This window comes from Candidatus Binatia bacterium (assembly GCA_029243485.1).
GTDB lineage: Bacteria > Desulfobacterota > Binatia > UBA12015 > UBA12015 > VGTG01.
The window spans coordinates 45,605-65,305 of the sequence record JAQWRY010000086.1 but is presented as its reverse complement, the minus strand read 5'-3'; the positions used below and the strand labels follow the sequence as shown (position 1 = coordinate 65,305).

Here is a 19,701-nt window from a genome sequence, read left to right as displayed (position 1 = left end):
GCGACCAGTCGGTAACGTTGGGGCCTCCGGCGGGTATTCTCAGATGAGATGGAAAATTACGAGATGACGATACGGCAGACGCGACGGAATGTGCTTCGAGCCATGGGCGGCCTCTTTGCCGGCGTGGCGGGGTGGCGGCTCTTCGGCTCGGCGGGGTCGGCCGCGGCGGAGGGTGAGGCTCCGGCCGGCTCCAAGCCGGCTCATCCTCTGGACTGGAGGCCACTCACTCTCTCCAAGGACGAGTGGAAGAAGCTCGTTTCCGCCAAGGCGTACGACGTCTTGTTCGAGGAGGGCACCGAGCGTGCGTTCTCGAGCCCGCTGAACGACGAGAAGAAAGCCGGGACGTACGTGTGTGCGGCGTGCAAGCTCCCGCTCTTCAGTTCGAACGCGAAGTTCGATAGCGGCACGGGCTGGCCGAGCTTCTACGAGCCGATCGAGGGGCGCCTGGGGACCCGTCGTGACTTCGAGCTCGTTTTCCCGCGTACCGAGTATCATTGCGCACGTTGCGGCGGACATCAGGGACACGTGTTCGACGACGGCCCCAAGCCCACGGGGCTTCGGTACTGCAACAACGGCATCGCGCTCGCATTCGTGGCCGAGGGCGAGGGCCTGCCCCCGCTCCGACAGAAGGTCTGAGCCGATCGGCGACGAGAGCGGATACGTGGCCGATCCGGGCTGCGTCTCGGAGATGGCGAGGTCCATCTCCGAGCGCTCCCTCTCACCGGTTGACCTCGTGAAGAGATGCCTCGAGCGGATCGAGGCGGTGGACCGCGATGTCGAAGCCTGGCGGTACGTGGATACGGACCGGGCGCTCGCGACGGCGGCCGAGCGCGAACGGGAAGCCGCGCGGGGCGAGCTCCGAGGGCCTCTGCACGGCATCCCGGTCGGTGTGAAGGACATCATCGACGTCGAAGGATTGACGACGCAGTGCCAGAGCCCGACCCGAGCCGGTGTGGCGCCGGCGGCGGCTGATGCGGAAGTCGTAGCGGCGCTTCGGTCGGTCGGGGCGATCGTTCTCGGAAAGGTTCACACTACCGAGTTCGCGTTTCTCGACCCGGCTCCGACGCGAAACCCGCATCACCTCGAGCACACGCCGGGCGGCTCTAGTAGTGGGTCCGCGGCAGCGGTCGCTTCGGGCACGGTTCCGCTCGCGATTGGGACTCAGACGATGGCATCGGTCAATCGGCCGGCCGCGTACTGCGGGGTGGCGAGTTTCAAGCCGACGACGGGCTCGATGAGCGGCTTCGGGATCAGTCCTCTCGCTCCTTCGTACGACACGACCGGGTTCTTCGGGTCTAGAGTCGATGACGTGGTGCTGGCCTTCGAGTCGGTCGCGTCGTGTGCTTTTGGCTCGCGCACGACGGCGGACCCGGTGAAGCACGAAGATCTGGTCGTCGCGGTTCTTCACGACCCCATGATGGAGTGGGCAACGAAAGATGCGGTCGCCGCGCGCGAGGCCGTTTGTGATCGCGCGTCGCAAGCCGGGGCCCGGCTGATCGAACGTCGCGCACCCGTATCGCTCGAGCGCGTCCTGCAGCTGCTCGAGTTCACCATGACCTACGAGGCATCGAGGGCACTCGCGCACCTGCTCGCGCTGCCCGAGAGGGATGTGGGGGAACGGCTCCGCGAGACGCTCCACCACGGCCGCGCGATCGAAACGGACCGCTATCTCGCAGCACGGCGCGACCTCGACGGTCTGCGGGCGACGTTTTTCGACGAGGTGGGGCACGCCGACGCGTTCGTATGGCCGGCGACGCCTGCGCCCGCGCCGAGGGGGCTCGAGTCGACAGGGGATTTCCGGTTCATCGCGCCGTGGACGGCGCTTGGAAGCCCGATCGTGAGCGTCCCCGGCGCCGTCAGCGCAGAAGGGCTACCCCTCAGCACGCTGGTCTGTGGTCGTCCCGGCAGAGATCTCGAACTCGTCGATCTCTGCCGGGCGCTGAAGCTCTAGCGCTTCGGCCCGGGTCACTTGCAGGTGATCTTGTCGCCCTTGGAGTTCGCGTCGCAGGTCGGGTCGGGGTCGACAGTGAAGTCGTACTCGCCGCACTGACCGCCGGCATCGTTAATCACGATCGTGAGGGCGAGGGGGACGTCGAGCACGCTGGCGGGATAGTCGCCGTCCTTCCCGGAGATCGTGACCTTGATCTTGCCTTCATCCTTCGGTCGCGACTTGAGGGTCACCTTCTGGATCCCGTTCACGCCCGTCTTGCTCTTGTACTTGAACGTCGTTGCGCTCGAGTTGCCGAGCCAGCCCTCACGCGTCTCGGGATCGTACGGACCGGGTGGCACCGTGACGTCGATGATCGGATTGCGCGGGTCGCCTACGCGAGAGACAAGCAGGCGGAGTCCGTGTGCGAGAGGGTCCAGAGCGGGAGTCAGCGGATCCGGGAGCTCCACGTAGCCGTTGATCTTGAGCTTGTGCTCCCCGGCGGGCCGCGCGAGCCCGGCGAGCTTCAGGAGCGGTTGGGTGACGAGAGAGGCCTGCGTCGAGGTGCACGCGTCGCACTCGTCGCCGAGGCCGTCGGAATCCCCGTCGAGTTGGAGCGGGTCACTGGTTTCCGGACAGATGTCGAGGGCGTCGCACGTGCCATCGCTATCGCCATCGGGCAGCCCGGTGTCGTTCGGACAGGCGATGTCCATTCCGGTGCACGCCTCGAGAATGTCGCACGGGTCGATGGAGGCGCGGCACTCGAGACCGGCCGGCTCGAGCGCGTCACTCGGGCAGGCGGTTCCGAGGCCGTCGCAGAATTCATTTGCGTCGCAGACGTCGGCGGCTGCGCGGCACAAGGTACCGCTTGCGAAACCATCGGAGGGGCACGCCTTCGCGACGCCGTCGCAGGCTTCCGCGACGTCGCAGACGTCGCTCGCTGCGCGGCACTCCGCTCCGACCACGGTCACCGCATCCACGGGGCAGCCGTCGACGATGCCGTCGCAGACCTCGGCGTCGTCGCACAGGTCGCTCGCTGCGCGGCATTCTGAGGTGCTCTTCGAATCGCTCGGACAGGTGACACCCGTTCCGGTGCAGACCTCGGCCATGTCGCAGGCGCCGGCAGCACCGCGGCATTCCGTCGCGGCACTCTCGAATCCGTCGGCTGGGCACATCGGGCTGAGCCCGGTACAGGCTTCGCCGACGTCACAAACGTCCGCTTCCGCGCGGCACTCGATTCCGGCGGCCCTGTGCGCGTCCCCAGGGCAGCTCGGCGCTGATCCGGTGCAGGTCTCTGCGATGTCGCAGAGACCTGCACCGGCGCGGCACTCGGTACCGGCTGTCTCGAACCCGTTGGCCGGGCAGCTCGCGCCGGTTCCGGTGCAGACTTCCGCGACGTCGCAGTTGGCGACCGACGCTCGGCATTCGAGGCCGGCCGACGCAAATCCATCGTTGGGGCAGCTGCTGCTGGACCCGGTGCAGGTTTCGGCGATGTCGCAAACGTCGGCACTCGCGCGGCACTCGAGGCCGGGGGTCGAGAAGCCATCGGCCGGGCAGATATCGCCTGCGCCGTCACAGCTCTCGGCGACGTCACAAACGTCGGCGACGGCTCGGCATTCGGCGGTGCTCTTGGAATCCGCCGGGCACGCGATGCCGACGCCGTCGCAGGTTTCCGCGATGTCGCAGACGCCGGCAGTGCCCCGGCATTCGGTCGTGTTCGGCGCCACGCCGTCGGTGGGGCAATCGTTGGCGAGGCCGTTACAGGTCTCGGCAACGTCGCAAACATCCGCCGGGCCGCGGCATTCGGCGGTGCTCTTGAAATCCGCCGGGCAGGCGGCCTCGGTGCCGGTGCACATTTCCGCGACATCGCAGACACCGGCCATACCTCGGCACTCGGTCGTCACAGGCTCGAATGCGTCGGTCGGACAGGTAGTGGCGATGCCGTCGCACACTTCCGCGACGTCGCACACGTCCGCGACGGCGCGGCACTCGGTCCCGCCGGCCACGACGCCGTCGGCCGGACACGTGTCGGCGATGCCGTCGCACGTCTCTGCCGTGTCACAGAGGCCCGCCTCGTCGCGGCAGGTGTGTCCGGAAGGGCTCCTTCGGCAGTTCACCTGGCAGCAGGAGACAGCGCCGTTCGCGGCGCCGAGGTCGCACTGTTCGCCCGCGTCGACGACGCCGTCGCCGCACGTGTTGGCCGGCTCGGTGATGGTCAGAACCTGGTTGCCGGCGACGCTGGTCATCGTCGTCGTACCGCCGAGGAACCACTGGATCTCGACCGTGTCGGCCTGCGTGGATCCGGCGAGGCCGAAGTGCGCTTCCGCCGGGTCTTGGGAGAGGTAGTTGCTGCCGGCTCGGATCTCGCGCATCTGGGTCGACCCGTTCACGGTGACGAGAACGCGAGAACCGATGCTCTGTGTGTTGGGCGCGAGCCCATCGAGTTTTACCGTGAGGTAGTTCTCGGTGAGGCCATCGTTGCGGTACAGTGTCGGCGCAGCATCGTTGTTGGCTATGAAGACGTCGAGGTCGCCATCTCGGTCGTAGTCGAACGCGACGACGCCAAGGCCGCGGCCGGTGTCGTCGATGTTTCGCGTGGCGGCCTCGTCGGTGAACGTGCCGTCGCCATTGGAGACGTAGAGGAGCGCCGGATCCGTCTCGTACTGGACGTTGTGTGGTACGGTGCCAAACCAGCCGTTCACGTGCAGGAGGTCTGGCCAGCCGTCGAGGTTCATGTCCTGGCAGGTCGCGCCCCAGCCCCAGTGGCCGACTCGGACGCCCGCGGCCGCGCTGACTTCTTCGAAGGCGGTGCTGGCGCCGGAGATGTTGCGGTACAGGCGATTGCCACTCTTGCCGGTAAGGGTGTTGTGGATGCTGGTGACGAACCAATCGAGGTCGCCGTCGTTGTCGTAGTCGCAGACGGCGGCCCCCATGCCGTTCTCATCGGTGATGACGGCGGGGTCGGTGACGTCGGTAAAGGTCGCATCACCGTCGCTCTCGAAGACCCGGCTTCTTCCAAAGTCGGAAGCGAGCAGCATGTCGAGCCATCCGTCGCTGTTCGAGTCGGCGAAGATCGGGGTAAAGGATCGATCGACGTGGTTCAGGGGTTCGTGATCCACTAAAATCTCGGCGGCGGTCGTCACGTCGGTGAACACGCCGGTCCCATTGTTCTGCCAGAGATGCTCGTCCGCCGGCGGCGGGGTGATCTCGCCCTCTTCCCAGTGGGTGACGAAGATGTCGATGTCGCCGTCGCGGTCGTAATCCACGAAGGACGCGCTCAAGTTGTTGAGGCGATTCATGGGTAGGTTCACGCTTTTGTCTTCGAACGTGCCGTCGCCCTTGTTGCGCAATAGGTAGTTGGACTCTCCGTCGAAGCCCGTGACGATTAGATCCAACCACCCGTCGCCGTCGTAGTCGCCGAACGCAGCGCCGCAGCCGTCCATCGTGAGGTCGACTCCGGCAAACGTCGCCTTGTCTTCGAACGTGCCGTCGCCCTTGTTGCGGTACAGCAGGTTCGGAACCGTCGAGCCCCCGATCACGTAGAGGTCGATCCAGCCGTCGTTGTCGTAGTCGCCCGAGGCCACGCCGCCGCAGAACGCCATCTCCATGATGTCGGAGCCGCCGGTGTACCCGTCGTGGACATGCGTGATCTGCGCTGTCGCGGTGACGTCGGTGAACATCCACTGCGCGGCCGCGGGGGCTGCGGTGAAGAGCAGGGCCAGTGCGCCGCATAGGCCTGCGGCAGATGCGGGGTTCGACCCAGCGAGAAAACGGATCATCCCCGAGATCCTATCATGGGGTGGGGGTGGGGCGTCGTACAAAAAAGGGATCTCACAAGGGGGTAAAACGCAGCGAGCACGACCCGGGAATCCCGAGCCGCGCTCGCTGCGTGTTGCTATGTCGGTTGCCAGCGCTGGCGCGCGGGCAGAACCGCTTTACTTGGATTTGCAGCGGAGCCGAGCTCCGCGCTTCTTGACCTTGCAGTCACCCTCGTTGCCACCCGCCTGGGCGACCACGTCGACGCGCGTCTTTGCGCCGTGGGTGAGGGTGACCGTGACCGGCTCGGTGAGCGGGCCGAATCCGGTGTCGGCCTCGGTGAGGTCTTTGACGCGAAAGTTCGCGCGCCATACGTCCTTGAAGTTCTTCCAGCGCTTCACGTGCGCCCTCACCCGGTAGCCGGTGCTGTCGTCGTTGCACACGACGCTGGTTGCCCCCAAGGTGCAATTCGTCAAGGTCGCCGTGACGTCGAAGGCGTCCCCATCCACGATCCGCACCGTGACGGTGTTGGTCAGGAGGTCCGCCACCAAGTTCTCGGTGTCATTGTCGTCGACGATGCCCTTGATCTTGACCTGGCCGGGTTGGCGCGGGCCCGGCTGGAACGCGAGGTTCAGCGACACCTTACCGATGTCGAGGCCCTGAGGTTCAGCCTGCGCCGGGGCGCCCGTAAGAAGCAGGGCTCCGACGGCCAGGCCTGCGGAGAGTACGGAAAGAATCTGGATTCTCATGGTGTTATCCTTCCAGCCTAGTTTAGCTGTTTGGGTTCTTTGCATTTCATGCTCTGGCCCGAACCGCTGACTGTGCAGACGCCGGCGACGATTCCGATGTTGCCAGCGCGCTCGACCCGGTAGAAGGGATCAGAGCCTTGGAACAGGCTGGCGGTCACAGGCGGGGTGAGAGGACCAATGCCCGTTTGACCAGACGTGAGTCCTTTGATGTTCAGCTTCATGTCGTAGGCCACGGGACCGGCATTGGTGAGCCGGAACGTTGCTTTGAGATCACCGTCCTTACACCTGATGATCTGGCCGGTTCTGGTCTCGGTGCAGCCGTCGATGGTCGTCGTTAGCGAAAGGCCGGCAGCGTCCGAGATGAAGACGTCGACGTTTCCGGCCAGCAACTGCAAGCGGAAGTCGCCACCGAAGACGGCGGGCTCGGTCTCTTCGTCCATGATCAGGCCTTCGATCTTGACCAGGCCGGTGCTCTTGCCGGACTTGGAAACCTTCGCCTTGGCCTTGTCGATGACCAGGTCGTTCTGACCAGGTCCGATGCAGCGTCCGCCGAAGCAGATGCACTCGCCGTCGTTACACGGCAGGGGCACCGTCGTGGGCGGAGGGTTGTGCGGGTCGACGATTCCCGAGCCGCTGTAGCAAGAGGTGCCGTCAGGGTAGTCACCCGTCAGAGCACACGGGTCGTCCGCGACGCCGCTGCAAGATTCGCTGGCGTCACACTCGCTGAAACCGGCGCGGCACAGCGATCCGGCGGGCAGGATGTTGTCCGCCGCGCACGGATCGTCGGGGACACCCGAGCAGCTCTCGTCGGGGTCACAGACCACACCGGAGAAGTTCGGATCGCCCGAGCCCTCGTTGCAGAGGGTGCCGGCGCCCGAGAGGGCATCCGCCGGACAGGCCGTGTCGGCAGAGCCGTCGCAGACCTCGTCGGTGTCACAGGTGAAGCCGGAGCTGTTCGGATCGCCGGAGCCGGCGTTACAAACGGTCGCGGCCGGAGAGAACGAATCGGCCGGGCAGGCCGTGTCGGCCGCGCCGTCACAGACTTCATCCGGATCACAGGTGAAGCCCGAGGAGTTCGGATCGCCGCCACCGGCGTTACAGACCGTGCCGGCGCCCGAAATGGAGTCGACCGGGCAGGCATCGAGGAGCGTGCCCGAGCAAACTTCGTCGGTGTCACAGGTGAAGCCCGATCCGTTCGGGTCGCCGCCACCAGCGTTGCAGACCGTCCCAGAACTCAGAACAGCGTCGCCTGGGCAAGCCGCATCGGCGACGCCGGTGCAGAGCTCGGCGGGATCACACTCGAGGCCGCCGTTCGGCGTACCCGAACCCGCGCGGCAGACGGTCGTCGCAGGCTCGACCGAATCGGCCGGGCAGGCGACGCCGGCGCTGCCGGAGCAGGTCTCGTCGCGATCGCAGAGATCACCGGAGCCGGCGTTACAGACGGTGCCCGCCGACAGAACGATGTCGGCCGTGCAGGGATCGTCCGCGAGGCCGCTGCAGGTCTCATCGGGATCACAAATGTCACCGGAGCCGGCGCGGCAGGTCGTGCCCGAGCTGGCGACGGTGTCGGAAGGACAGGCGCCATCCGCGGCGCCGGGGCAGAACTCGTCGACGTCACAGAGGTCGCCGGAGCCCGGGTTGCAGAGTGTCGTAGTCGGCTCGAACGAGTCGGCCGGGCAGGCGGCGCCGGCGGAGCCGGAGCAGGTTTCATCGGTATCGCAGAGATCTCCGGAACCGGCGTTGCAGACCGTTCCCGCCGAGGTGATCGTGTCACCCGGGCAGGCGACGCCGGCGCTGCCAGTGCAGAGCTCGTCGGGGTCACAGGAGTCGCCGGAGCCGTTGCGGCAGACCGCGGTGTTCGGCTGCACGATGTCGGTGGGACACGCCTGGGCGGGGGCGCCCGTGCAGGCCTCGTCCGGGTCACAGGAGTCGCCCGAACCAGACCTGCACAGGGTGCCAGCGCCTAGGACGGTGTCACTGGGGCAGCTCGCGCTTCCGCCCGAGCAGGATTCGGACGGATCGCAGGAGTCGCCCGAGCCGCTGCGGCATGTGAACGACGACGGCCGGAACAGACAGCTGGAGCCGGTACAGCAAGCACCGCCCTCGCACTGCTCAGGGCCTTCGATCGTGCCGTTGCCGCACACGAAGCAGGTGCCCGGTCCGGTGATCGTCAGCGTGAAGTTACCCTGGCTCTGGTTACACTCGTCAAAGCCGAAGAACCCCGAGACGAAGTCGTCAAAGCCGTCCGCCCAGACCGTGACCGCTTGTCCGGCGGCCAGAGCCACGTTGAGCTGCTCGGTGCCGCCGCTGCCGGCGCTGTCGGCGCAGCCGAGGTTCCCGCCGCCCGTCGAGCAGAAGCCGTTACGGACCTGGAGAACGGCGTCGTAGTTGTTCGCCAACGAGAAGTTGTACACGCCCGTCACCGGAGCGGTGAAGCCGTAACCACGATCGTCACTGGGGCCGGCACCGCCGCACTGGTTGCCGCAGGACGGGCTGTGATTCGTGCCATCGTTGTTTGCGCTCGCGATGCTGGCATTGCAGGTCGTCCCGAAGTCGCCGTTACACTGCGCATCGGCATACGACGGAGCGAACAGCATTATAGCCGCTCCTAGGAGTGTGAGGCCTAGATTTGCTTTCCAGGAAAAGTGGTCAGGCTCCCGCCTGAGGGTCGAGAGGGTCATCCGCATTCTCCTTGCTCTCGCGGGTAGCGGCCCCGCGAGCACGCGCACCGGGGCTAGGGTCGAGACGACGGAAGTCGCCGGGGTCGGGGCTGTGGAAGCCCCGAGTGTGTTGTCAGAGTTGGGCTGGAGTCGGACCAAGAAGATCCCCTGTAAGTAAGAGGTGTTAAGAAGAGAGTTTGGTACGGATTCTGATACCGAAATGTATACAGACATGGTGAAGGGGAGGTCAACATGTGTTTGAGTAGGGTGCGCCGCATGGGAGGGGCTGTAGCGGCGTCCTCTCAGCAGGCGAGATGATTGGGGCCGGGAGCCCCCAAAGATGGAATTTGACTCTGCGTCAATGGTCGTTCGATATTTCCGCTGCATGAGGCTGATCCCCGGTGCCGCGCTCTTGGTCGTCCTGTCTCTCGTTGCGATCGCTCCGGAGGCCCTCGGGCAGGAGCAGCACCCGCTGTACGAGGAATGGCGGACGGCGATGCAGGACTACCTGAAGGATCCGGACGCGGGCGCGGATGCCGTGATCGAGCTCTCGCGACAGGGATTGACCGGGCTCCCCGCCCCGCCGATCGCTCTCGTCGGAGACGTGCACCTTCGGCGCGGAGACTACGCGAGTGCTCGGAAGATGTTCGAGAGAGCACTGGAAGCTCCCGGCGCGGAAGGTCCAGCACCGGGGGACTCGAATCTAAACGATTACGTCTACTTCGGCCTCGGCATGGCGCACGCCGCTAGTGGCCAACTCGAAGAGGCTCGTGTCGCGTTCGGGCGAGCGACCGAAGCGCCGACCGAGCTCGGGCAGTTCGCGAGACTTGCAGACGCACAGATTGCAATCGCGTCGGGTGCGCCGGCGGAGGCCTCCGTAGCCGTTTCCAAACTCGTCGAACTCGACCACCTACCGCCGTCGGTACAGCTGATGGCGGAGGCTGTCCTCGGCAACGCGCTGATGGCGGAAGGAAAATACGTGGAGGCTGCTGAACTCTACGACGGCATGGCAACGGGGGCGGGCGGTGCGGATGCGCGCTATGCGGCGGCGTTGGCACGGTTGTACGCCGGCGAACGAGAAGAAGGCATCGCCGCTCTTTCGGCGCTCGTCGAGGAGTGTCCGCCCGAAGAAGGCGGGTCCTCATCGCCCTCGCTCCGTGCGCGGGAGATGGAGCCGCGTGCCGTTCTTACCGCGTGGGTCGGCCAGTACGGTCAGGCGGGTTGGTTCGATCAGGAGTCGCTCTCCAACGTTCTCTCGCTCGGCGGATGTTCACTCGCGGCGGCGACGCTCGAGAACGTCGACGAAGTGATCGAGGCGGGTCGCAGTCGGATCGCCGCGCCCCGGATCGATCTGGAGGCCGCGAAGACAGAGGTCCAACTGGAGCCCCTGGTGCGCGCTGCTGCGGACATCGCGGCGAACGAGGCACGTGAGGCCGCCACGGCGACAGGGCCCGCGACGCAGACCGACTCCTCTTCCTCCGTCCCCTGGGGGCTCATCGTGCTCGGGTTCGTCGTGCTGGTCGGAGCGGTCGTCTGGATGCGGAGGGGGTGACCTCTGGTCGCCGCTGGTTCGGCGTATTCGCGGGGCTGTTCCTTCTGTTCCAGTTCGCGATGCCGCTCGCGTACTACTTCGGTGACCAGGCGTACGATGAGCGGTTCAGTTGGCGGATGTTCTCGCCGGTCCACCTCGAGCGCTGTTCCATCGACGTCGTAGAGCAGGTGGAGGGCGCGGACCGGAAGGTGCCGCTGTGGGAACTGCTCCCCGCTCCGTGGGTCAACATCCTCGCCCGATTCCGACCGACGGTCGTGGATTCGTTCCTGCACTGGCGATGTGAGGAGCCGGGCATCGCCGAGGTGCGTTACACCCGGACTTGTCAGCAGGCCGACGGTTCCGTGCGTCCACCGAAGCGGCTTCGTCTCGCTTGCGGGAGCGCTCAGGTCGAGGAGTTGCCGGCCTCATGAAGGGATGGGACGCCTACCTCTTCGGTGGCGTTGCGGCGGTGCGGCCGTTCCTGCTGGTGAAGGCGTTCCTCACCCTGTTCGCCCTCGACATCTGCATGCAGATGTTGATCGGTGGAACGCGGTTCAGTTCCGCAGATTTCAACGTCGCGCAGTTGCCTCTGTTGGATTTGATTCAGCCGACGCCGACGCGGGGGCTCTATGTCGGCCTGCTTCTCACGAGCGGACTCCTCTCGCTCGTGATCGTTCTGGCGGGAACGAACAGGACCCTGCTCGCGCTCCTTTGCGGGGCGTACTCGTGGTCCTGGCTGATGTCGATGCTGGACAGCTTTCAGCACCACTACTTCATCTCGATCCTCCTGGTCGGGCTCGTCTTCATTCCGGTGGTGCGCGTGACCGACATCCATCCGCTCGAAGAGGCGCCGGCGGGCGATAAGCGAAAGAAGCAGCGCAGACGGGAAGAGCTTCAGGAACGTGAGCGCGCGGGATGGCGTTCGGTCGGGATCGTCGTGGCTGGGGTCGTTGCGGCACTCGCCTACTGGACGGGCCCGGGTACGCCGACCGGAGGCATGGCCTGGGCCATCGTGGCCGTCGCCGTCGCGGCCTCTACTGCGCTGCGGTTGAGTCGTGTCGAGGAGGGCCCGCGGGTCCCCGCGTGGGGCTTCGCGTTGATCGGTGCGAGCTGTGCCGTGGTGTACCTCTACACAGCGATCGCGAAGATGAATCCGCAGTGGGTCTCGGGATTCGCATTTCGGCAGCTTGGAAACGTCGAGGTCGCGGCCAGGCCTCTGCAGGCGCTCTTTGCGGCGGTCGGCGTCAGTGAGCAGACGTTCTGGCCGCTGATGGCCTGCGCGGTCGTTCCACTGGAGCTTCTGATCGCGGCCGGATATGCCGTCGCGCCGCTCCGCGACCGTGGCCCGGCGCGTTGGCCTACGACGGTCTGCGGGGCCGCGTGGTTCGCGGCGATGGTGGTCCATCTCGGCGCCGAGATGCTCACGCTGCAGATCGGTTGGTTCAGCTACTACATGCTGCTCATCGCGACGGTATATTTCCTCCCGGAGCGTGTCCTGATTGCCGGCGCAACCTTCGTCACGTGGCCCGCCCGATGGGTCGTCGCGCGTGGGCAGGCGCTGCAGGAGAAGGGTGGGTCGCCGAGTGTCGGCGCGACTACCGCCGTCGCGGTCGCTGCGGGTGGCGTCGTCTGGGGCGCCTTCTACACCATCAACCTTCCAGGCTCCGCGTGGCTCGGCGGTGCGGCTGCGGTCTTCCTCGTCGCGGCGAGCGTCGCCTCTGCGGCACGAGGCGACGGCGCGCACGTCCGCGCGGTGCTCGGGGCAGCGGCCGTCGGCTCGGTCGTCATGCTGCTTGCGGTCTCCAGTACGAATCTTCGTTGGGACTTCTATCGTGCCAGCGGAGGGGATTTCGGCCGGCGTGGTCTTCCCGAAGAGGCGCTCGCGTCATACATCGAAGCCGAGCAGTACGCGCCGCCCGGACAGTCCAGAAGACAGAAGATCGATCGGCTCCGACAGCAGCTCGGGCGCTGACTCGGTTCGAGACCGAAGAATGGCGAAGAGCCGCCGCCAAAAGAAGAAGGAGAGACGTCCGGCGCCGGTGAGCCCGCCCGCGCCGTCGCTCGTGCACGGGACTCTCGCCTTCTTTCAGATCGGCGACGCCGCGCAGGACACCATGCGTCTTCAGCCTCTGCGCGTCGCGCTGCTCCTCGCGATCGCCCTGCATCAGCTGAACAGCTTTCCGATGATCGGCGTCGCATTCTTCGGCGCGGCAGCTCTGTCGCTCGTGCCGGGAGCCGGCCGCTGGGCGTGTCTCGTAGGGTTCGTCCTGCTCGCGGGCCGGCATGTCTCCACGTTTCCTGACGTCTCCAACCACTCGTATCTGGAGTCCGTTCTCCTCTTGCTTCTCTCTCTCGGCGATGAGCGACGGAAGGAGGAGGGGGCGCTCGCACTTCAGGGGGTCCGTTGGCTCACGGTGTTGGTGTTCGTGTGGGCCGGGCTGAACAAGATCTGGTACGGCGCGTACTTCGATGGCCGGCTGTTCGTTCTGCTGGCCTCGGGTCGAGAGAGCTTTGCGGCACCGTTCGCTCAGATCCTTTCTGCGGACGAGTGGGGGCACATCGCCGCACTCGACCCTCGGCGGATCGGCGCCGGGCCGTTCCTCCCGACATCGTCGATTCTGCCCGCCGTCGCCAATGCGTCTTGGGTCGCGGAGATCGCGATCGGCGTACTGCTGCTGATTCCTGCAACGCGTTTGTACGGCGCGATCGCCGGTCTCGGCCTGCTCTTGGTGATCGAGGCGTTGATGCGGGAGGTGACGTTCGGCCTGGTCACGGCGAACCTTCTCTTTTGCTCGCTACCCGTCCGATCGCAGCGGATCGGCGCTGCGGTTCTCGGTGGCATCGTCCTCGTCCTGGTCCCGTTCAAGCTCGGCTACTTGAGCGGCTTCGATTTCATGTGAACCGATGCGATTTCAACGCAAAGAGAGTCTCGTCTTCGTCGTGCTCGTGCTGATCACGCTGTGGCCGTTCGTCCATCGAGCGCTCGTGGCCGGTTACGACGTCGATCCGTGGCGGTTCTTCGGGCTCGCGATGTACGCGATCGAGAGACCGGCTGTTCGGGTGGCAAACGTCGAAGTCGGTTCCGCGGGTGGGCCGCTTCGCCGGCTGCAGCTCCGGGCTGCGGCGGATCCGGCGGCCGCGCGTGCGGCGGTCGGCGCGACGATGCGTAGTCGGCAGGCTTACGGAGACCTGGCGCCGCTCGAGGGCGAGGCGGCGGCCCTCCTATCCGCGGTGCCGGCGGACCGCGTGCGATTCACGCTCGAGAAGTACGGGCTCGACGCGCAGGGAATGAGGTCGGCCACCGCGATCCGATTCGAGTGCGCGGCGAAGCCGGCGGGCGGGGCGGCCTGCGAGTCTCAGTGATGGTGTTCTACGGATTTGAACTGATCGCCCTTGGTGCCCGAGGCCGTCGCCGGCGACATCGATGAGGCGAACGGCCCGTCGTCGCGTTCGAAGAACCACACGTGCAGCATCTCGGGGGTTCGTGTCGTGAGATCCCCCTTGGTGCACGTGCCGTCGTCGTTCGGAGCCCCGACCACGAGGCCGTCGCGGTAACAGAACTCCGGCATGACGTGATAATGCCAGAGCGTGTGCGGGCCCCCGACCTGCGGGCCGCGGTCCTCGACGTTCGGCATCATGTACATGTAGCCGGCGAGGAGCGGCGTGCCCTCGTAGTCGTAGTACATCAGGAACTCGGGCTTGTCGGGGTTCAGTACGTCGTCGTCTCCCACGAAGTCGGTGTGAACGTAGTGTACTTCCTCTTGGGGGTGGCCGAGGTGGAAGCCGTCGGCCTTGGCCTTGTCGTAGTCGAACCAGCCGTTGCGAACCGCGGCGTCCAGGCTTTCCTGCCACAGGCGTTGTGCGCCGTTCATCTCGCTTCCGCTCGCTGCTGCACAGGGCGCGATCGAGATCTCGTACGTTCCGGGATCGGTCGGTAGCGCGGCCGCTTCCGGCGACCACTCTTGGCGGTACTTCTCATCTTTCCCCGAGCCCGGGTGGTAGTTCAGGAACCGGGCTGACGCGTACTGCGCGTCGATGGCGCTGGCCTCGCCTGCAATCACGTGGAGTTTGGGAGTCGCACCGGCCTTCGCCAGGGGAACGCCCGGGCGTTCCTGCGTGACGCAGACGCCGGCCGCAGGGTCTTCCGCCAGGGTGATCGACTGCGCGTAGAATTGGGGCTGCGCGGTGATCTTCTCGAAGTCCACCTTCGGCGGTGCTGCAGGCTCACACGCAATCGCGCCGAACCCGAGAACTACTGCAGCGGCCAGCGCGCGCGGGAATCGTCTCTGAAAGGTGGTCAAGGCGCGGTTGCTATCATCTGCGCCGAAGCCGGTCGAGGATCGAAACCTGCCCGGTTCTCATCTGGATTCGATCGGGGGGCGGTGGCAGAGTGCGACCCCATGAAAGCTCTTCGACACCCGCACCTCTCGATCGTTTCCTTGGCAGTGGGCGCTGGGATCCTCTTGTCTATCGGGCCTGCGCTGGCGAAGGATCCCGACCCGGTCGCGGCGGAGCCGACCCCGTGGCAGGTGTCGCCCGACTCGGACGGTACGTCGGTCCGCTACGTTCCGATGCATGACCACGATGGTCACGGCGGGGCGAAGGGGTCGAAAGACAAGGGCGCGAAGAAGGACGCCAAGAGCTCCAAGGATACGAAGGCGGCGGACCCGCATGCCGGCCACAAGGCGAAGGGCTCCAGTGGGCTCGCTCCGGGGATCTATGAGGTCACACGCTTTCCCGACGCGAAGCCGACCACGGAACAGAAGGCGGCCGCGCAGGCATTCGCCAAGCGCTCGCTCGAGGCGGCGAAGGCGAAGGGTTGGTTCGACTACCAGAAGGCGCTCGCCGACGGCTTCAGCCGCAGGCAGGAACTCGACCGGCTGCACTACGCGAACGACGAGTTCCTCGCCGACGACGAGGAACTCAATCCAGAGCGTCCGGAGTTCCTGATGTTCTACGACACGCCGAAGGGAAAGAAGTTGGCGGGGATCATGTATCTCGCGGATACCCAGGAGGGCCACGGCGAGCAGATCGGGGGACCGCTCACGCTCTGGCACTACCACCAGTGGCCGCGCCCGTCCTGTTGGGAGAACGGACTCCCGATCGGGGAGCCGAGCGAGAACGGAGAATGCTGGAAGGGGTTCGCGGCCCCGCGGAGCCCCGAGATGCTCCACGTCTGGTTCCTGGACCACCCCGCGGGAGACTTCGCGACCGACATGGAGCTCACGCCGGACTTGATCGAGAAGCTCGCGGAGAACGATCTCGGATCAGCGAGCGTTGCGAAGCCAGCTGCGGACATCGGAGACGGTGGGAACGCCCCATGACACGTCGATCACCTCGTCCCGTTCGTTCGTGACGATCGAAGCGGGAAGCGCGTCCTGTCGCAACGCCGCGATGATACGAGTCTTCACGTCGGCGACTTCGGGCGGCGTCACTTCGAGGAGCATTTCGTACGCCGGCGCGTTCGCTTCGAGGTAGGCCTCGAGTTTCTCACGGGTGTCGTTCTCGTCGACGGGGACGGCGTACAGGCCCAGTTCTTCGGGCGGGAACGTCGAGCGAAGGAGTGCGATGTCCGCGAGCTCGGAGCGACACACCTCACACCAGGTCGCGGTGGTCGTGTAGATTCGAATCCGGCCGCTTCGGTCTGCCGTCCCGGCGATTCCGATCGGTGTGCGGCTCGGTTGGTACGCGGTCCGGAGGGTCCCTTCCCGGTCGCTGGGAACGGCGTACGGTTCGATCTTCGCCGGGCTGTCGGAGCCGGCTCTCGTGGGGTTTTCGTAGAACGTTACGAGACTCCCGCGCGGGACGGCCTCGGTCGCCTGGGTCTGGCCGGAGGGCCAGCGGACGAAGATTCCGTCCGCCTTCTCGGCGGCGCCGATCCCCACGACGATCGTGGATCCGTTCTGTGCGGCGAATCCTTCGCCCGCTCGCTGCTCACGGACGAGCCGGCGATCGCCCACGTGCAGCTCGAGGCTGGCGCCGATTCCGTCTCGGTTGCTCCACTTCTCACTCGGCTTCGCCGAGGTGTTTCCGCCGACCAGCCGGATTGCGACGACTCCGTTCTCCGGCCGCGAGTCGCCCATCTGGTTTCGGAACAGTTGTAGGGTCGGCGCGTTCGCGTTGACGACCACGAAGTCGAGCCAGCCGTCTCGGTCGAGGTCGGTCCAGGCGAGCGCCCGGCCGTCCGCGGGTGCATCGAGCCCGGAAACGCCCGACGCGTCCACGAGATTGCCTCGCCCGTCGTTCACGAAGAGATGGTTTCGTTCGTGCCCGCTGAGCGACGCACCTTCGGAGAACCCACTCCCGCCGATCCCGCCGCTCCCGCGTGGTCGGAACTCCGGTCGGAACTCGAGTCCTTTGTCCTGGCGCACGACCGCGCGCCAATAGGTGCTTCAAGTGTCGACGGGGAGCGCGTACTCCGGCGGCGCGCTGTAGTAGCCGGACAAGACGTGCAGGTCGAGGTGGCCATCGTTGTCGACATCCGCGAACTGGCCGCCCCACGACCAGCCGGCCTTCCCGCCCTTGTCGCTGTGTCCGGCGGTGATGTCGGTGAATCTGTTGTCCTCGCGTCGGAAGAGCGTGTTCCCGCGGGCCATCTTCGGGAATCTCGGGTCGAGTGCACCCATCCGTTCGGTGATGCGTCGTCCGGCCTTGCTGTACATGTTCGAAACGTAGAGGTCTTCGAATCCGTCCCCGTCGTAGTCGCCCCAGGTGGCGCCCATGCCGAATCCGACGTCGGCCGTGCCGGTCTCCTGGGTGACGTCGGCGAAGTCTCCCGCGCCGTCGTTGCGTAGGAGGTGGTTCGGTCCGAAGTCGTTCGCGAGGTACACGTCGGAGTCGCCGTCGCCGTCGTAGTCGGCCCAGGTCGACTGGTAGGTATTGGTGAACACCCGCAGGTCGGAGCTGCGATCGACGACGAGCTTGCCGTCGCCCGCGTTTCGAAGGAGGACGTTGGGTGGCCCGGCGAGATCGTAGACTTCGAGCTTCGTGCGGAGACGTTCCGCGAGTTCCAACCCATCTTCCTCGGGTAGGAAGCCCTTCAACCGGGGGCCGCGGGCACGGCCCTCTCGTGTGAGCATCCGGACTGCGTACGTGGAAGCGTAGACGTCGAGAAGACCGTCCTGATCGACGTCGACCGCGGTGACCGAGGACACGAGTCGGGGGAGTTCGCCGTCGACGTCTCCGGAGGCGTCCGCGAACTTACCGTCCTGGTTCTCGAGGTAGAGGCTCGGCGAGAGGGTTCGCCCGATGAACACATCGGGGTCGCCGTCGTTGTCGAAGTCGGCAAAGACGGCGGAAGAAGCATCCCCGTCCACGTCGAGCCCCAGGTCGGCGCCGATCTCCTCGAACGTTCCGTCGCCGCGATTTCGATAGAAGAGGTTCTTGCCCCAATGGGGGAGCAGATAGATGTCGTCGAAGCCGTCGGCGTCGAGGTCGACGACGGCGACGCCCGGATGCCGGTCCATCGCGGGGGCGAAGAAGTGCGGATGCGGCTTCTGCGATGGGTTGGCGAGCCAACTGCGCACGAGCTCGTCGTGGCCGGAACGCCGCGCCGCCTCGATCTGGCCGTCGTCGCGCAGGGCCTCGGGGAGAACCTCCTGGAAGAGGGCCGCCGGGGCCTCTACGAGTTCGAGCGCATCCGTGCGCCAGGAGACAATTCGCCACGGCGCCGACTCGGCGTCCGAGGTCAGTCGCCATCGAAGGGTCAGCTTCCCGCGAACCCAGGCGCGCTCGTTGGACGACAGGCGGGCGGTCGCGTCGAGAGCGACCGTGGCTTCGTACTCCTCTCCGTCCTTCTCGTGGGCGCCGCGGACCATTCGGAGATCGACGCGGTCGAACGACTCGACCGATTCCAGCAGCGGCCTCCAGAGGTCCAGCGCGGCTCGGTCGGTCGTGCGATCTGAGCCGAGCGTGAACTCGAGTCGCTGCGCGCCCGGGCTGCCCGGCCACGGCAATGTCGTTCCGGGAGCGCCGATGTCTCGAACGTCGACCTTTTCCGCGAACAGGTTTCGCACGCGCTCGGACGGGAGGTGCAGGTTTCGGATCGCTCTTGCAAGTCGAGTGAGGTCGGGCGTGAGGGCGAGCAATCGCTCTTCACTTGCGACCATCGACTTCCACATCGACTCGTTCTCGATGCGTCGCTCTTTCTGGGATCGTGCATGATCCTCGGCGGTGCCCTGGGGAACAAACGTGTCGTTCTTCCTCGATTGCTGCGTTTCGAGCAGGAACCAGACGGCGAGGACCGTCGGGTGCCAATGGCTGTTCGTCCGCCCGAGATCCCGACGCCAGCCTCCATCGGCCTCCTGCGCGTCGACGACGGTGGCGATGTAGTCCTGCGGAATTCGGTCTGCGTAGCCGAGATAGGCGAGGATGCCGGCTGCTTCGTACGAGAGATCGTCCTTCGGCTGGTCGCGCAGTTGCTGCGCCCACGCGTCGGCCCACTCGCTCACGCGCTTCTCACCTACGGGCCATTCACACCCGTTGTCGGCGAGCCACATCAACGCGAGCCCGACGTGCGTGAGGCGGTACCGGCCTTTTGCAGCCATGGCGTCCATGGTCTCGGCAAAGTCGGCGGGCAGCGGGTGGCGGTCGCAGTAGAGCGCCCGTGCCGTCATCTGGTCGAAGTCGGCCCGGGCGACCTCGAGATCTTCGCGGGTAAATTGGCTGTCGGGTGTGAGGAGACGTTGAAAGAGGCGCAGCTCGCCTTTGCGATAGCGCCGCTTCTTGCGACGGCCCCCGTCCGACTTCTCCTCCTCGGTGGGAGTGGCCTTCAGCAGTTCCTGGTATCTCGTGGGCGCGTACGCGAACTCGTCGAGACCGAATCGGCGGTGGACGAAGTAGGCGAATGCGAGTCCATACGGTTCCTCGACGATCTCGCGCTGTAGGTAGGCGATGCCGTCCCGGATCGCCTGGGAGACGGCCTCGTCGGATGGCGGAGCGTCCGCGGCGCTTCCCGAGGCGGCGGGCCCGAGGAGAAGGGCCGCCAGGGCGAGGCTGAGGAACCTGGTTTTCGCAAGGGGCGACATTCGGCGATTGGGCGGAAACCCGCTTGGGCGGGCGCCTTCGGCGATACTACCA

14 protein-coding genes are annotated in these 19,701 nt (G+C 66.1%); 8 read left to right on the top strand and 6 right to left on the bottom strand.

What is annotated here, in order from left to right:
* Positions 1-48: 48 nt before the first annotated feature.
* Both msrB and P8R42_25070 read left to right on the top strand, forming a co-directional pair.
* Positions 49-636, top strand: coding sequence for a peptide-methionine (R)-S-oxide reductase MsrB (gene msrB / locus P8R42_25075; GenBank protein MDG2307864.1), 588 nt, complete (start codon positions 49-51; stop codon positions 634-636).
* A 97-nt stretch (positions 637-733) separates the two neighbouring features.
* Positions 734-1,951 (top strand): amidase, encoded by a 1,218-nt coding sequence (locus P8R42_25070; GenBank protein MDG2307863.1) that lies wholly within the window; start codon positions 734-736, stop codon positions 1,949-1,951.
* A 14-nt stretch (positions 1,952-1,965) separates the two neighbouring features.
* Here P8R42_25070 and P8R42_25065 read toward each other — a convergent pair whose 3' ends face one another.
* The 3 genes from P8R42_25065 to P8R42_25055 all read right to left on the bottom strand — a co-directional run bounded on the left by P8R42_25065 (position 1,966) and on the right by P8R42_25055 (position 9,029).
* Entirely contained in the window at positions 1,966-5,706 is a 3,741-nt protein-coding gene (locus tag P8R42_25065; GenBank protein ID MDG2307862.1) for an FG-GAP-like repeat-containing protein, read from the bottom strand.
* 156 nt (positions 5,707-5,862) lie between these two features.
* On the bottom strand, positions 5,863-6,432 hold the full coding sequence (locus tag P8R42_25060) for a hypothetical protein (GenBank protein ID MDG2307861.1): 570 nt from the start codon (positions 6,430-6,432) through the stop codon (positions 5,863-5,865).
* A 17-nt stretch (positions 6,433-6,449) separates the two neighbouring features.
* Entirely contained in the window at positions 6,450-9,029 is a 2,580-nt protein-coding gene (locus P8R42_25055; GenBank protein MDG2307860.1) for a hypothetical protein, read from the bottom strand.
* Between the two features lie 448 nt (positions 9,030-9,477).
* Between P8R42_25055 and P8R42_25050 the strand changes: the two genes are divergently transcribed.
* From P8R42_25050 to P8R42_25030, 5 genes are read left to right on the top strand one after another with little or no spacing between them, the layout of a single operon-like run.
* The gene (locus tag P8R42_25050) at positions 9,478-10,644 is read left to right on the top strand and encodes a tetratricopeptide repeat protein (GenBank protein MDG2307859.1); all 1,167 of its coding nucleotides are present in this window, start codon (positions 9,478-9,480) and stop codon (positions 10,642-10,644) included.
* Positions 10,641-11,054, top strand: coding sequence for a hypothetical protein (locus P8R42_25045; GenBank protein ID MDG2307858.1), 414 nt, complete (start codon positions 10,641-10,643; stop codon positions 11,052-11,054). The genes P8R42_25050 and P8R42_25045 overlap by 4 nt, the downstream gene beginning before the upstream one ends.
* Entirely contained in the window at positions 11,051-12,595 is a 1,545-nt protein-coding gene (locus P8R42_25040; protein ID MDG2307857.1) for an HTTM domain-containing protein, read from the top strand. The genes P8R42_25045 and P8R42_25040 overlap by 4 nt, the downstream gene beginning before the upstream one ends.
* 19 nt (positions 12,596-12,614) lie before the next feature.
* A complete protein-coding gene (locus P8R42_25035; GenBank protein ID MDG2307856.1) occupies positions 12,615-13,523 on the top strand; it encodes a hypothetical protein in 909 nt (302 codons plus the stop codon).
* 4 nt (positions 13,524-13,527) lie between these two features.
* Entirely contained in the window at positions 13,528-13,986 is a 459-nt protein-coding gene (locus P8R42_25030; protein ID MDG2307855.1) for a hypothetical protein, read from the top strand.
* Here P8R42_25030 and P8R42_25025 read toward each other — a convergent pair.
* Positions 13,980-14,924 (bottom strand): hypothetical protein, encoded by a 945-nt coding sequence (locus P8R42_25025; GenBank protein MDG2307854.1) that lies wholly within the window; start codon positions 14,922-14,924, stop codon positions 13,980-13,982. The two genes, P8R42_25030 and P8R42_25025, sit on opposite strands and share 7 nt — an antisense overlap.
* Before the next feature lie 99 nt (positions 14,925-15,023).
* On the opposite strand from P8R42_25025, the gene P8R42_25020 reads away from it, so the two are divergent.
* Positions 15,024-15,947 (top strand): hypothetical protein, encoded by a 924-nt coding sequence (locus P8R42_25020; GenBank protein ID MDG2307853.1) that lies wholly within the window; start codon positions 15,024-15,026, stop codon positions 15,945-15,947.
* Here the strand turns inward: P8R42_25020 and P8R42_25015 are convergent.
* Together P8R42_25015 and P8R42_25010 are read right to left on the bottom strand one after the other, a co-directional pair.
* Positions 15,891-16,994 carry an ASPIC/UnbV domain-containing protein gene (locus P8R42_25015; protein MDG2307852.1) on the bottom strand — a complete coding sequence of 368 codons (1,104 nt, stop codon included), beginning with the start codon at positions 16,992-16,994 and terminating at the stop codon, positions 15,891-15,893. The two genes, P8R42_25020 and P8R42_25015, sit on opposite strands and share 57 nt — an antisense overlap.
* A gap of 21 nt (positions 16,995-17,015) precedes the next feature.
* On the bottom strand, positions 17,016-19,649 hold the full coding sequence (locus P8R42_25010) for a VCBS repeat-containing protein (protein MDG2307851.1): 2,634 nt from the start codon (positions 19,647-19,649) through the stop codon (positions 17,016-17,018).
* Positions 19,650-19,701 lie beyond the last annotated feature (52 nt).

What these genes read in the sequence shown, in the direction of transcription:
- msrB (MDG2307864.1), top strand. Translation starts at nt 49, where the DNA reads ATGGAAAATTACGAGATGACGATACGGCAGACGCGACGGAATGTGCTT.
- P8R42_25065 (MDG2307862.1), bottom strand. Translation starts at nt 5,706, where the DNA reads ATGATCCGTTTTCTCGCTGGGTCGAACCCCGCATCTGCCGCAGGCCTA.
- P8R42_25060 (MDG2307861.1), bottom strand. Translation starts at nt 6,432, where the DNA reads ATGAGAATCCAGATTCTTTCCGTACTCTCCGCAGGCCTGGCCGTCGGA.
- P8R42_25055 (MDG2307860.1), bottom strand. Translation starts at nt 9,029, where the DNA reads ATGCTGTTCGCTCCGTCGTATGCCGATGCGCAGTGTAACGGCGACTTC.
- P8R42_25050 (MDG2307859.1), top strand. Translation starts at nt 9,478, where the DNA reads ATGAGGCTGATCCCCGGTGCCGCGCTCTTGGTCGTCCTGTCTCTCGTT.
- P8R42_25040 (MDG2307857.1), top strand. Translation starts at nt 11,051, where the DNA reads ATGAAGGGATGGGACGCCTACCTCTTCGGTGGCGTTGCGGCGGTGCGG.
- P8R42_25035 (MDG2307856.1), top strand. Translation starts at nt 12,615, where the DNA reads ATGGCGAAGAGCCGCCGCCAAAAGAAGAAGGAGAGACGTCCGGCGCCG.
- P8R42_25030 (MDG2307855.1), top strand. Translation starts at nt 13,528, where the DNA reads ATGCGATTTCAACGCAAAGAGAGTCTCGTCTTCGTCGTGCTCGTGCTG.
- P8R42_25020 (MDG2307853.1), top strand. Translation starts at nt 15,024, where the DNA reads ATGAAAGCTCTTCGACACCCGCACCTCTCGATCGTTTCCTTGGCAGTG.
- P8R42_25010 (MDG2307851.1), bottom strand. Translation starts at nt 19,649, where the DNA reads ATGTCGCCCCTTGCGAAAACCAGGTTCCTCAGCCTCGCCCTGGCGGCC.